We start from the raw sequence: 13,588 nt of genomic DNA, 5'->3' as shown, positions 1-13,588 counted from the left end.
CCTATGACTCTTTTGCCTCGACACCGCCTGCGGACTGCTTTGCACTCCATTGCCGCCAGCACCCTGCTGCTGTGCGCCGGCGTTCCCATGCACGCGATCTCCGCGCCCCAGGGCAGCGTGCAGTCCAACGAACCCGTCACCCTGAACTTCGCCAACGCCGACATCGAGGCCGTGGCGCGCACGATCGCCACCATCACCGGCCGCAACGTGGTGGTCGATCCCCGCGTGAAGGGCCAGCTCACGCTGGTCACCGACAAGCCGGTGCAGCCCAGCGTCGCATTCAACCAGTTCCTCGCCGCGCTGCGTCTGCAGGGCTTCACCATTGTCGAGTCCGCGGGCCTGTACAAGGTCGTTCCCGAGGCCGATGCCAAGCTGCAGACAGGCGCAGTCACGGTCACGCAGGGCAGCTCGGGCACGGCCCCGAGCGGCGGGCAGATCGCCACGCAGATCTTCAAGCTCAACTTCGAGAATGCCAACAACCTGGTGCCGGTGCTGCGTCCGCTGATCAGCCCCAACAACACCATCAACGTGAATCCCGGCAACAACTCGCTGGTGATCACCGACTATGGTGACAACCTGCAGCGCATCGCCCGCATCATCGCCGCGATGGACGTCTCCAATGCCAGCGACGTCGAGGTGATTCCGCTGCAGAACGCCATTGCGTCCGACCTCGCGCCACTGGTGCAGAAGCTCGTCGACGGCAGCGGCGGCGGCACGCCCACGGCCACCGGCACCCCCGGCGTGCAGGGCGACGCCTCCTATCGCACCACACTGCTGGCCGAGCCGCGCAGCAACGCACTGATCGTGCGCGCCGCCAATCCGGCGCGCCTCGCGCTGGTGCGCTCGCTGGTCGCCAAGCTCGACCAGGCGCCCGTGGTGGGCAGCTCCGCTGCCACCGGCAACATCCACGTCGTCTACCTGAAGAACGCCGACGCGGTGAAGCTCGCGGCCACCCTGCGCGCCGCCATTTCCAGCGGCTCGATGGGCGGCGGCTCCGGCTCGGGAAGCACCGGCTCCGGCCTGCCCTTCAGCGGCGGCAGCGGCGGGATGACCGGAGGCCTCGGCAGCACCGGCAACAATGGCCTGCAGAACACCAGCACCAGCAGCTCGGGCGGCGGCCTCGGCTCCTCCGGCACCAGCGGCGGCCTGGGCAGTCTCGGCAGCTCGCAGGGTAGCCAGAACCAGCCATCCACCGGCGGACAGATCCAGGCCGATCCGTCGACCAACTCGCTGATCATCACGGCGCCCGAGCCGCAGTACCGCCAGATCCGCGCCGTCATCGACAAGCTCGACGGACGCCGCGCACAGGTGCTGATCGAAAGCCTGATCGTCGAAGTCTCCGCCAGCAAGGTGGCCGAGTTCGGCATCCAGTGGCAGGGCATCATGGGCAAGTACGGCAGCACGCTGGGCGTGATCGGCACCAACTCCGGACAGACCGGCACCAACATCATCGACCTGGCTCTGGCTGCTGCCGGGCTGGGCAGCTCCGGCAGTACCACCAGCGCGCTCTCCTCGGTCAAGCCTTCCGCCGGCATGAACATCGCCATCGCACCGCGCATCAACGGCAAGTACTACCTGGGTGCGCTTGCCAACTTCCTCGAGAACACGGGCGACGCGAATGTGCTGTCCACGCCGAACCTGCTCACGCTCGACAATGAGGAAGCCCAGATCATCATCGGCGAGAACGTTCCGTTCGTGACGGGTTCCTACGCCAACTCCACGGGCAGCTCCACGGTCAATCCGTTCACCACGGTCGAACGCAAGGACGTGGGCCTGATGCTGCGCGTGCGCCCGCAGATCAGCGAGAACGGTAGCGTCAAGCTCACGCTCTACCAGGAAGTCTCCAAGGTCAACAACGACACCGCGAAGAACACCAACGGCCCGACCACCAGCAAGCGCGCGATCGAGTCCTCCGTGCTGGTGCAGGACGGCAACGTGATTGTGATCGGCGGCCTGCTGGAGGACTCCTACGGGCTCGGTCAAGACAAGGTGCCCTTGATGGGTGACCTTCCGGTTGTGGGCGGACTCTTCCGTAACGAACGCCGCAATCGCACCAAAACCAACCTGATGGTGTTCCTTCGCCCCGTCGTGATCCGTGACGATGCCACCAGCGATGCATTGGTGCAGGACCGCTACGAGGCCATCCGTGCCATGCAGTTGAACAACCAGCCCGCGGAAAGCACCATCATGCGCGCGGTGAGCGACGCGCCGGTGCTGCCGCCGCTGAACACGCAGGGCAAGCCATCGGACAACCGCGCGCCGGCCAAGCCCGTGCCCGGACCGCTGCTGCCGATGTCGTCGGCCAGCCCCGCCGAGAAGCCGCAGGCGACACCACAGAACTGGAGTGTGCAGGACCCGAGCTTCACGCCCCAGTGAGGCCTGCGCATCCGCGCCCGCCATCGATCCCCTCAGAGCAACCGCCAGACAGAGAGCCCATGCGCCACCCCCTGCCCTACACCTTCGCGCGATCGACCCAGCTGCTGCTGGAGGACGATGGCCATCAACTGGTGCTTTGGCACGGCGCAGTGCCCGACATGGGCGCGGTATCCGAAGTGCTGCGCAAGCATCCCGTGCAGCAGCTCGCCCAGCTCGACAACCATGCGCTCGCGCAGCGCATCAGCGCTGCCTATTCGCAGTCCGACTCCAGCGCCGCGATGGTCGTGAGCGAGGTCGAGTCCGACGCCGACCTCTCGCGCATGATGCAGGAGCTCCCGGCCGTGGAGGATCTGCTGGAATCGGCGGGAGACGCGCCCATCATCCGCATGCTCAACGCGCTGCTCACGCAGGCCGTGCGTGACGGTGCGAGCGATATCCACATCGAGCCCTACGAACGCCATTCGAGCGTGCGCTTCCGCGTGGACGGCACGCTGCGCGAGGTGGTTCAGCCCAACCGCGCGTTGCACGCGGCGCTGATCTCGCGCCTCAAGATCATGGCGGACCTGGACATCTCCGAAAAGCGCCTGCCACAGGACGGCCGCATCTCGCTGCGCCTCGGGACCCGGGCCATCGACGTGCGCGTGTCCACCCTTCCCAATGCGCATGGCGAGCGCGCCGTGCTGCGTCTGCTCGACAAGAGCGAGAACAAGCTCAGCCTCGAATCGGTGGGCATGCAGGGTCCCGTGCTCTCGCAGTTCGAACGCCTGATCCAGCAGCCGCACGGCATCATCCTGGTGACGGGGCCCACGGGATCGGGCAAGACCACCACGCTGTATGCGGCGCTTGCGCGCCTGGATGCGTCCAGCAGCAACATCATGACCGTCGAGGATCCGATCGAATACGAGCTCGCGGGCGTCGGCCAGACCCAGATCAACAGCAAGATCGACCTCACATTTGCCAAGGCCCTGCGTGCCATCCTGCGCCAGGACCCTGACGTGATCATGATCGGTGAAATCCGCGACTTCGAAACCGCACAGATCGCGATCCAGGCGTCGCTCACGGGCCACCTGGTGCTTGCCACGCTGCACACCAACGACTCCACCAGCGCCATCACGCGCCTCACCGACATGGGTGTCGAGCCGTTCCTGCTGTCGAGTTCGCTGCTTGGCGTCCTGGCCCAGCGGCTGGTGCGCAAGATCGACGCAAGCGATCCGTCCGGCTACCGCGGCCGCACGGGCATCTTCGAGCTGCTGGAAGTGGACGACAGGATCCGCGCGCAGATCCACGGACAGGCCAGTGAATCTGACATTCGCGACCAGGCACTGGCGAGCGGAATGTCGCTCATGCGGACCGATGGAGACCGGCTAGTGGCTGCCGGCATCACCAGCGCGGAAGAGGTGCTGCGCGTCACGCGCGACTGACCCCGGGAAAACAAGACACCGCGGGTCGGTGCAGGTCAGCCTCCGGCCGTCAGGCTCGGCTTGCGGCTCTGCGAGGGAGCGGCATGGCGCGCGAGACCGCGCTTGAGTTCCTTGAGCAGCAGCACGATCTGGCGCGAGGCGTGCTCGCACTGCTTGAACGTATGCTCGGCGCGCGCCTGCTCGCCGCCTTCCAGCAGGGTGATCAGCTCCGCCGCCTTCAAATGGAAATAACGGTTGCGCACCAGCAGCAGGTCGTAGGCGGGCAGGTGTCCCAGCGCCTTGCGTCCCGCATCGTGCAGCCATGCGCCGAGCTCGGAGCTTCGATCATCACGGATCACATCCGGCCGCAACTGCGCGTCGATCTGGCCACCCAGCGCCTGCCAGAGCCAGGGCATCCAGCGCTCGTGGCTCACGACCAGCGCCTCGATATCGAACTCGACGGACAGACGGCTCACCTCGTCGCCGAAGGCCACGAGCTCGCTCGCCTGCAGCGACGGTACCGTGGACCAGTCTTCAGGACGAGCCGGTCTGGCGGAACTGTCTTTCCGGGGCGACGATGCAAACAATCGCTTCAAGAAGTCCATTTTTCCTCCCCGGGGCTGAAGTGCTGGGCCTTCAGCAAGGCGTGGGTTAAGCAACAAGAAACATGAGCGGAGCACCGTCACCCTACGCAATGCCTATCGTTAATGATATTTACAATATAAATTGTTTGAAACTATTATCCTTGCACACCATAGTCTTTAGCAAGATGCAAATGTCATCTAGATGACCTATCGGCATCAAATTGTAATTAGCTGAAAATTGTTTGCATATACCGCAAATGGGTGAAATTCGTGCCCCGCTGTTGACGCACGTCCATCCAGGACAAATGTCCCCGCTCGGCGGAGTTCTTTCGCGGCTTCCACAATGGGCCTATGAGTTCATCCAGATTGCCCGCCCTCTCCATGCTCGACCTGGTCGCCGTCCGCGAAGGCTCCACCGTCGCCGATGCACTGGACATTTCACTTCGCACAGCACAGCACGCCGAACAATTGGGATTCACGCGCTACTGGCTGGCCGAGCATCACAACATGCCCGGCATCGCAAGCTCCGCCACCGCCGTGCTGATCGGCCACATTGCCGGCGCCACCCGCTCCATTCGCGTGGGCTCGGGCGGCATCATGCTGCCCAACCACGCCCCTCTGGTGGTGGCCGAGGCCTTCGGCACGCTGGCTGAGTTGTATCCCGGGCGCATCGACCTGGGACTGGGCCGGGCCCCCGGCACCGACGGCCCGACGATGCGCGCGCTGCGCCGCAACCGTGTCGAGACCGAGGAAGACTTCCCGCGGGAGGTCTCCGAGCTGCAGCGCCTGCTGGCCCCCGCCCAGGAAGGCCAGCAGATCACGGCCGTTCCGGGCGCGGGCACCGAGGTGCCCATCTGGCTGCTCGGCTCCAGCATGTTCTCCGCGCAGCTCGCGGCGGAAAAGGGCCTGCCCTATGCATTCGCCTCGCACTTCGCACCCCGCTTCCTGATGCCCGCCATCGAGATCTACCGGGCCCGCTTCAAGCCCTCGAAGACACTGGACAAGCCCCATGTGATGATCGGGGTTCCGGTGATCGCAGCGCCCACCGACGAGGAAGCGCAGTACCTTGCGAGCAGCACCTACCAGCGCGTCCTGGGCATTCTCACCAACCGCCGCGGACTGCTGCAGCCGCCCGTGGACAACTATCTCGCCAGCCTTGGCCCCCGCGAACGCGAAGCGATCGCCGACTTCCTCGCCATTGGGGTGATCGGTGGGCCCGAGACCGTGCGCAAGGGCTTCGAGACGCTGGCCGAGGCGACCGAGGCCGACGAGTTCATGCTGGTGAGCGACGTGTTCGATCCGGCGCTGCGCCTGCGCTCCCTGGAGATCGCCGCAGCAGCCGCTCGCAACTGATCAAGGGGATGCTGGTTCGGAACGCGTGATCGGCGCGGTCGTCTCGTGAAGCCGGTAGAGCCGCTGCGCGCACCCCCACGGGCATGGTTTTCGATGCGCGGAGGCCGCCCGGACATCGCAGCGTCTCGCCAACCCGCTACCATCAGGGCATTGGCGCCAGGAACCGGACTCCCGGGCAGGGCGCGACCGAACCCCTTGAAAACTACGCATGCCCGCCTTTTCCTTTGAAGCACTGGACGCCGAGGGCCAGACCCGCAAGGGCACGATCGATGCCGACAGCCCCAAGGCTGCACGTAGCCTGCTGCGCGCACAGGCCCTCGTGCCTCTGGCAGTGGAGGCGCTTGCGGCCCACCAGCAGGCGGGCGGAACCACCACGCTCGGCCAGCGCCTGTTCACCCGCCCGGTGTTCAACTCGTCTCAGCTCACGATCTGGACACGCCAGCTCGCTGGCCTGATCGTCTCCGGCCTGCCGCTCGAGCGAGCACTCAGCGCCCTCTCTGAAGAGGCGGACAATGACCGCCAGCGCCATCTGGTCGCCAACCTGCGCGCGGAGGTCAATGCCGGCTCCACCTTCGCGAAGGCGCTGGCGCAGCATCCTCGCGAGTTCTCCGACATCTTCTGTGCGGTGATCGGCGCGGGCGAGCAAAGCGGCCATCTCGGCGAGGTGCTCGACAAACTGGCCGATGACCTGGAAGAACGCCAGGCGCTGCGCTCCAAGCTGATCGGTGCGTCGCTCTATCCTGCGATCGTGACCCTCGTCGCCATCGTCATCGTGCTGTTCCTCGTGGGCTACGTCGTGCCCCAGGTGGCCAACGTCTTCGCGGGTACCAAGCGCGCACTGCCGACCCTCACGGTGGCCATGCTTGCGCTCAGCAGCCTGGTGCGGAACTACGGCTGGCTGATGCTGGGCGTGCTGATTCTGTGCGGGATCGGCATGCGCGCCGCATTGTCGCGCCCGCACTTTCGCACCGTTTTCGATGCATGGTGGCTCAACCTGCCACTGATCGGCAAGCTTGCGCGCGGCTACAACGCAGCCCGCTTCGCCGGCACGCTGGCCATGCTGGCGGGGGCGGGCGTACCCATCCTGAAGGCGCTTCAGGCCGCTGCGGAAACGCTGAACAACCGGGCGATGCGGGCCGACGCGCTCGACGCCCTGGTGCTGGTGCGCGAAGGTGCGCCGCTCGCCTCCGCCATCGCCCAGAAGAAACGCTTTCCAGGCCTGGTCTCCATGTTCGCACGCCTGGGCGAGCAGACCGGCCAGCTCCCGCTGATGCTGCAACGCGCGGCCACCCAGCTCTCCACCGAGGTGCAGCGCCGCGCCATGCAACTGGCCACCATCCTGGAGCCGCTGCTGATCGTGGGCATGGGCCTGATCGTCATGCTGATCGTGCTGGCCGTGCTGATGCCCATCATCCAGCTCAACCAGTTCGTGAAGTAAGCGAAGAACAGAGAAACAAGGAAAAGAGCGCAGGACATGCCCGTCACACTCGACGATCAATTGGTGGTTGCGATCTCCTCGCGCGCGCTGTTCGACTTCGAAGAGGAAAACCGGCTCTTCGACCCCGAGCATCCGCAGGCCTACATGCAACTGCAGCTCGAACGATTGGACATACCCGCGCGCGCCGGCGTGGCGTTCTCGCTGGTCAGGAAGTTGCTCGCGTTCAACACAGAGGAGCGCCAGCGCGTGGAAGTCGTCATGCTCTCGCGCAACGACCCGGTGAGCGGCATGCGCATCTTCCGCTCCACGCAGGCGGCCGGCATCGCGCTGCAGCGCGGTGTGTTCACGCAGGGCGGCGCGCCCTTCAGGTACCTGCGCCCGCTGGGCGCCCACCTGTTTCTCTCGGCCAACGCACAGGACGTTTCGCAGGCACTGCGCCTTGGCCATCCCGCGGCCCACGTCTTCACAGACTCGGTGCGCGCAAGCGATTCGCACCCCAATGAAGTGCGCATTGCCTTCGACGGCGACGCAGTACTGTTTTCCGATGAGGCCGAACAGGTCTACCAGCGCGACGGCCTGGCCGCCTTCCAGCGCCACGAAATGGACAAGGCCGGGCTTCCGCTACCCGAAGGCCCCTTCAAGCCCCTGCTGGCCGCCCTGCACCGCCTGCAGCAGGCAGGCAGCAACGGCATGCGCATCCGCACCGCGCTGGTAACGGCACGCAGCGCCCCGGCACACGAGCGCGCGATCCGCACCCTGATGAACTGGAACATCGCGGTCGATGAGGCCATGTTCCTCGGGGGGCTCGAAAAAGGCCCGTTCCTGCGCGAGTTCGAGCCGGACTTCTTCTTCGACGATCAGACAGGCCACGTCACCTCCGCCGCACGGCATGTCCCTGCGGGTCACGTCAGCAGTGGCATTGCCAACAGCTCTTCCGTGCGTGTTGAGGGTTGAGGTGGCGTGTTCACTACGCTGGCCTGGTGATCTTTATCTCTATCTAGAACGTGCTTTTATCTGGTTATAGGGTGGAGGCCGGGACTGCCCCCGGCCTCCGCCCTACAACCAGTAAACAGCAAAAAAAGACTACAAGAACCGCCCCAACAACCGCCGCGAATGCTTATCCATCGCCCCCACATTGGGCACGCTGTATTGCATCCCGTCACTCGCCGTGATGAGCAGCCGCGTGCGCCCTTCGAGCTTGCGGATGTCCTCCTCCGCCTTCAGCACCAGATCCACCTGCCCCCGATTGGTCTGCACCGTCCAGGTACTGGGCGTCGCAAAGCTCGACACATGCACCAGGCGCTCGATCGTCGGCACGAACTCGCGCGCGGCTAGTTCCTCCTCGATCAATGTGCGCTGCGCGGCAGGGAGCTGGTCGAGACGGTCGATCCACACCAGCTCATGCCCGTCGGTGCCGAACAGGGACAGCCCATCGCTGGGCGCGGTGATGGGAAATGCCCGCACCGGCAGCGCACCGACGTGCGGCACGCCATCGGCCAGAGTCAGCACCAGCCGGCCGTGGGCGTTGCGCGACAGGGTGAAGGATGGTGGCGGCGTGCCCGGGGTCTGGCTAGGAGAGGTCATGGTGTCTTTCTTGGGGTCTTGTTCGGGAACAGGCATGCATGCGGGCATGGATCCACTCATGCATCAGGCATGTTCGCGAAGGGGGGACGCCGGTGCCACGCGCGAAGCCGCGTCGATCACCACGCCTGCCGCTTCGGCATCTTCCTCGGCGCGGCGTGCCTGCGCCATGTACAGGCGCCAGTAGGCACCTTCACACGCCATGAGTTCGTCGTGCGGTCCGACCTCCACGATTTCGCCGCGGTCCATCACCACCAGCCGGTCGGCCTTGCGCAGCGTCGACAGGCGGTGGGCAATGGCAATCGTCGTGCGGCCCTGCACCAGGTTGTCGAGGGCCTTCTGGATTTCCTTTTCCGTCTCGGTATCCACCGCCGACGTGGCCTCGTCGAGGATCAGGATGCGTGGGTCGATCAGCAGCGCGCGCGCAATCGAGATGCGCTGGCGCTCGCCGCCCGACAGGCCCTGCCCGCGCTCACCCACCAGCGAGTCGTAGCCATGGGGAAGTCGCAGGATGAATTCGTGCGCATGCGCTGCGCGCGCGGCCGCGACGATCTCCTCGCGCGTCGCCTCGGGCTTGCCGTAGGCGATGTTCTCGGCGATCGTGCCGAAGAACAGGAACGGCTCCTGGAGCACCAGGCCGATGTTGCGGCGGAAATCGGACACGGCGATGCGGCGCACGTCCACGCCGTCCAGCTGGATCGAGCCTTCGCTCACGTCGTAGAAGCGGCAGATCAGATTGACCAGCGTGCTCTTGCCGGAGCCGCTGTGACCCACCAGGCCGATCATCTCGCCCGGCTTGATCTGCAGGTCCAGATGCTTGATGACCGAGCGGCTGCCGTAGCGGAAGCTCACGTCCTCCATCGTCAGTGCACCCTTCACGGCCCCGAGCTTGACCGGGTTCTGTGGATCGGGCACGTTGCTCACGTGATCAAGGATGTCGAAGATGCGCTTGGCTCCCGCCGCTGCCTTCTGGGTGACCGAGACGATGCGGCTCATGGAATCGAGTCGGCTGTAGAAGCGGCCGATGTAGGCAATGAAGGCCGTCAGCACACCGACGGTGATGCTGCCCCCCGCGACCAGCCAGATGCCGAAGGCCCAGACGATGAGCAGGCCCACCTCGGTCAGGAAGGTCACGGTCGGTGTGAACAGCGACCAGGTCTTGTTCACCTTGTCGTTGGCCTGCAGGTTGGCCAGGTTGGCATCGGCGAACCGGTCGGCCTCGCGCTTTTCCTGGGCGAAGGCCTTCACCACGCGGATGCCGGGAATCGTGTCGGCCAGCACGTTGGTCACTTCCGACCAGACACGGTCGATCTTCTCGAAGCCGGTGCGCAGGCGTTCACGCACCAGATGGATCATCCATGCGATGAACGGCAGCGGCACGAGCGTGGCCAGCGCCAGCCATGGGTTGATGGAGAACAGGATGGCCGCCGTCATCATCATCATCAGCACGTCGGTAGCGAAATCGAGCGCGTTGAGCGAGAGAAACAGATTGATGCGGTCGGTTTCGGCACCGATACGGGCCATCAGGTCACCGGTGCGCTTGCTGCCGTAGTAATCAAGCGAAAGCTTCAGCAAGTGGTTGTAAGTGGTGGTGCGCAGACCCGAGCCGATCCGCTCGGACACCCGCGCCAGCACGAACGTGCGCGCCCAGCCGAGCATCCAGGCCAGCAAGGCCGACAGCAACAGGGCCCCCAGATAAAAGGTCACCATGGCGGGATCGATCTTCTCGCCGTTCTGGAACGGGATCAGAATCTTGTCCATGATCGGAATCGTCAGGTACGGGGCGACCAGCTGTGCCCCGGTCGCCGCCAGCGTCAGCAGGAATCCAAGCAGCAGCTGGTTCTTGTAGGGCTTGGCAAAGCGCCACAGGCGCAGCAGCACCCAGGTGGACGTGTGCGGCGCCTGCTGGCGCGCGCACGCCGGGCATTCGTCGCTGTCGGGCGGCAGGGGCGTATGGCAGGTGGGGCATTGCGCCTCTTCCTCGTCGGACTCGGGCGGAAGCGAGTGGCCGTCGCGTGCAGCTTCGAGCCTGCGCTCGAGCTTTTCAAATCTTTGCATCAGCGCCAGAGCCTGCGGATGCAGCCCCAGCCGGAATCGCCACAGCGCCAGGCGCTGCGCCTCGGAGTGCAGCTCGAGCGTGCCGACGCCGCCGTGGTCCACCAGGCGCAGCGACATGTCGGCCCCAAGCGGCCATTCCTGCACCTCGCCTTCCGCATTGCGGAAAATGAACCGGGCAGACGTGAGCGCAAGAAGCCCTTGCTGGAAGCGCAGATCGGGCGTCAGGTCAACCTGCAGCGTGGCGAGCACGTTCTCATCTGTAGCGAGTTTCGATCGCAGGTCGGTTCCCAGCGGGCCGTTCAAGACACCCGAGGCGTCCAAAGGATGTTGATTTTGCATGTGGTTTATATGTCTGCCCTTGACTCGGCCAGAAAGTCTGTCCGGGCCAGAAGTCGGATTGTGTCCGATTCCCGTTGCCGCACTGCAGCATCCTTTAGTAACGCACTTGCCCCTTTTCGCGCTGACATCCGCCCGCATATGTAGCATTTAGCGCGCACAATGCACACCACAAGTCGACGTTCGCGGCGGATGCACTCCTTCCCCGCCCTCGTCTGAGTTTCAAGCATTCACAAGTTGCAATCCATGGCGACACTCAACGACATCCAACTCTTGCGCACCACCTACCTGCGCGGCCCCAGCGTCTGGACCTACCGACCCGTTCTGGAGGTCTGGCTTGACCTGGGAGAGCTGGAAGACTATCCGTCCAACAAGATCCCCGGCTTCAACGAACGCCTCACCGCCTGGCTGCCCGACCTGATCGAGCACACCTGCGGCGTCGGCGAACGCGGCGGCTTCATCCAGCGTCTGGAGGGTGGCACCTGGATGGGACATGTGCTTGAGCACATCGTCATCGAATTGCTGAACCTGGCCGGCATGCCCGCCGAGTTCGGCCAGACGCGCGAGATTTCGCAGCGCGGCGTCTACCGCATGGTGTTCCGCTGCCCCGAGGAGTCGGTGGCGCGCACGGCTCTTTACTGGGGCCACAAGCTGATCATGGCGGCCATCAACGACCAGCCGTTCGACCGCAAGCCCGCGATCCAGGCCATCAAGACCGCGATCAACGACCGCTACCTCGGCCCCAGCACCGGCTGTATCGTCGACGCCGCCGGCGAGCGCCGCATTCCCCACATCCGCCTGAACGACGGCAACCTCGTGCAGCTCGGTTACGGCGCGGCCCAGCGCCGCATCTGGACCGCCGAGAGCGACCAGACCAGCGCCATCGCCGAAGGCATTGCGCAGGACAAGGATTTCACCAAGCGCCTGCTGGCGGCCTGCGGCGTGCCCGTGCCGGAAGGCCAGATCGTCACGAGCCCCGAAGAGGCCTGGGAAGTGGCCCAGGACATCGGCTTCCCCGTGACCGTGAAGCCCTCCGACGGCAACCATGCGCGCGGCGTGACGCTGGACCTCAGCGCCGAGGACGACATCAAGGCCGCGTTCGCGCTGGCCCAGCCCGAAGGCTCGGACGTGATCGTCGAGAAGTTCATCAACGGCACCGAGCATCGCCTGCTGGTCGTGGGCGGCAAGGTCGTCGCGGCCTGCCGCGGCGAGACCGTGAGCGTCACGGGCAATGGCAAGTCCACGCTGTCCGAACTGGTCGCCGTGGTCAACCAGGATCCGCGCCGCGGACCCGAGCAGGAGTATCCGCTCGACTGGATCAACCTCGAAGCCCCCGCCGTCAAGCTGGAGCTCAAGCGCCAGAATGTCACGCCCGCTTCCGTGCCCGCGCAGGGCGAATCGATTCTGCTGCAGCGCAATGGCAACATGGCGATCGACTGCACCGACGAAGTACATCCCGACGTGGCCTACTACGCCACGCTGGCCGCGAAGATCGTCGGCCTCGACATCGCCGGCATGGACATGATCCTGCAGGACGTCAGCAAGCCCATGAAGGGCCAGGGCGCGATCCTGGAAGTGAACGCCGGCCCCGGATTGCTGATGCACCTGAAGCCCACCAGCGGCGCACCCCGCCCGGTCGGCCAGGCCATCGTCGAGCACCTGTTCCCCACCACCGAGGAAGGCACGGGCTCGGGCCGCATCCCCATCGTCGGCATTGCGGGCACGCGCGAGAACGCGTTCATCGCGCGCCTCGTGGGCTGGCTGCTGCAGCTGTCGGGCAAGCTCACGGGCGTGGCCAGCGAGCAGGGCATGTTCCTGAACAACCGCCAGACGCAGCGCAGCAACACGGCCAACTGGGCCGGTGCGCACCGCCTGCTGACCAACCGTCTCGCGCAGGCCGCCGTGATCGAGACCACGGCACGCTCCATCCTCGAGGAAGGCCTGGCCTACGACCGCTGCCTGGTCGGCGTGGTCACCGACATGGATGGCTTCGAGACACTCAAGGACCACGACGTCCACGAGCAGGAACAGATGACCCGCGTGATGCGCACGCAGATCGACGTGGTGCTCGACGAAGGTGCCGGCGTGCTCAACGCCGACATCGAGCAGGTGGCCGATCTGGCGCGCCTGTGCGACGGCGAAGTGCTGCTGTATTCGCTGCACGCCGACAACGCGCACATCGCCAAGCACCGTGAAGACCATGCCGAAGGCCGCGCCGTATTCGTGAAGAACAACCAGGTGATCCTGGCCACGGGTGCCCAGGAGCGCGTGCTCGGAACGCTCGATGCCCTGTCGCTGCCCGGCGGCCGCAAGCCCGATACCTCTGCCCTGCTGGCCGCGATCGCGGCGGCATGGTCGATGGACATCGCGCCCGACCTGATCGGTGCCGGCATCAAGACCTTCGAATACAACGTCGCCTGACCGGCCGAAACCACAACACGATGATTTCTCTGCGGTGCCGC

9 protein-coding genes are annotated in these 13,588 nt (G+C 65.4%); 6 read left to right on the top strand and 3 right to left on the bottom strand.

Features of this window, described 5'->3' with window-relative positions; genetic code table 11:
• Positions 1 to 3: 3 nt before the first annotated feature.
• Together gspD and H9K76_RS03485 are read left to right on the top strand one after the other, a co-directional pair.
• Complete coding sequence (gspD, locus tag H9K76_RS03490; RefSeq protein WP_187598198.1) at positions 4 to 2,376, top strand: type II secretion system secretin GspD; 2,373 nt, start codon at positions 4 to 6, stop codon at positions 2,374 to 2,376.
• A 59-nt stretch (positions 2,377 to 2,435) separates the two neighbouring features.
• The gene (locus tag H9K76_RS03485) at positions 2,436 to 3,797 is read left to right on the top strand and encodes a GspE/PulE family protein (protein ID WP_187598197.1); all 1,362 of its coding nucleotides are present in this window, start codon (positions 2,436 to 2,438) and stop codon (positions 3,795 to 3,797) included.
• Between the two features lie 35 nt (positions 3,798 to 3,832).
• Here the strand turns inward: H9K76_RS03485 and H9K76_RS03480 are convergent, their stop codons facing one another.
• On the bottom strand, positions 3,833 to 4,381 hold the full coding sequence (locus H9K76_RS03480; protein ID WP_187598196.1) for a CZB domain-containing protein: 549 nt from the start codon (positions 4,379 to 4,381) through the stop codon (positions 3,833 to 3,835).
• A gap of 330 nt (positions 4,382 to 4,711) precedes the next feature.
• Here H9K76_RS03480 and H9K76_RS03475 point away from each other — a divergent pair, with 330 nt between their 5' ends.
• From H9K76_RS03475 to H9K76_RS03465, 3 genes are all read left to right on the top strand, one after another.
• Positions 4,712 to 5,713 carry an LLM class flavin-dependent oxidoreductase gene (locus H9K76_RS03475; RefSeq protein WP_187598195.1) on the top strand — a complete coding sequence of 334 codons (1,002 nt, stop codon included), beginning with the start codon at positions 4,712 to 4,714 and terminating at the stop codon, positions 5,711 to 5,713.
• 208 nt (positions 5,714 to 5,921) lie between these two features.
• Entirely contained in the window at positions 5,922 to 7,151 is a 1,230-nt protein-coding gene (gene gspF / locus H9K76_RS03470; RefSeq protein ID WP_187598194.1) for a type II secretion system inner membrane protein GspF, read from the top strand.
• A gap of 36 nt (positions 7,152 to 7,187) precedes the next feature.
• Positions 7,188 to 8,105, top strand: a complete 918-nt coding sequence (locus H9K76_RS03465; RefSeq protein WP_187598193.1) for a 5'-nucleotidase — start codon at positions 7,188 to 7,190, stop codon at positions 8,103 to 8,105.
• 129 nt (positions 8,106 to 8,234) lie between these two features.
• Here H9K76_RS03465 and H9K76_RS03460 read toward each other — a convergent pair whose 3' ends face one another.
• The gene (locus H9K76_RS03460; RefSeq protein WP_187598192.1) at positions 8,235 to 8,735 is read right to left on the bottom strand and encodes a cyanophycin metabolism-associated DUF1854 family protein; all 501 of its coding nucleotides are present in this window, start codon (positions 8,733 to 8,735) and stop codon (positions 8,235 to 8,237) included.
• Between the two features lie 63 nt (positions 8,736 to 8,798).
• Positions 8,799 to 11,129, bottom strand: coding sequence for a cyanophycin metabolism-associated ABC transporter (locus tag H9K76_RS03455; RefSeq protein ID WP_187598191.1), 2,331 nt, complete (start codon positions 11,127 to 11,129; stop codon positions 8,799 to 8,801).
• Positions 11,130 to 11,372: 243 nt separating this feature from the next.
• Between H9K76_RS03455 and H9K76_RS03450 the strand changes: the two genes are divergently transcribed.
• On the top strand, positions 11,373 to 13,547 hold the full coding sequence (locus H9K76_RS03450; protein WP_187598190.1) for a cyanophycin synthetase: 2,175 nt from the start codon (positions 11,373 to 11,375) through the stop codon (positions 13,545 to 13,547).
• The last annotated feature ends 41 nt before the right edge of the window (positions 13,548 to 13,588 follow it).

It is taken from the genome of Diaphorobacter ruginosibacter (genome assembly GCF_014395975.1).
In the GTDB taxonomy this organism is placed as follows: Bacteria; Pseudomonadota; Gammaproteobacteria; order Burkholderiales; family Burkholderiaceae_C; genus Diaphorobacter_A; species Diaphorobacter_A ruginosibacter.
Note: the sequence above shows the minus strand (reverse complement) of the source record. Positions and strands in the feature narration are given on the sequence as shown.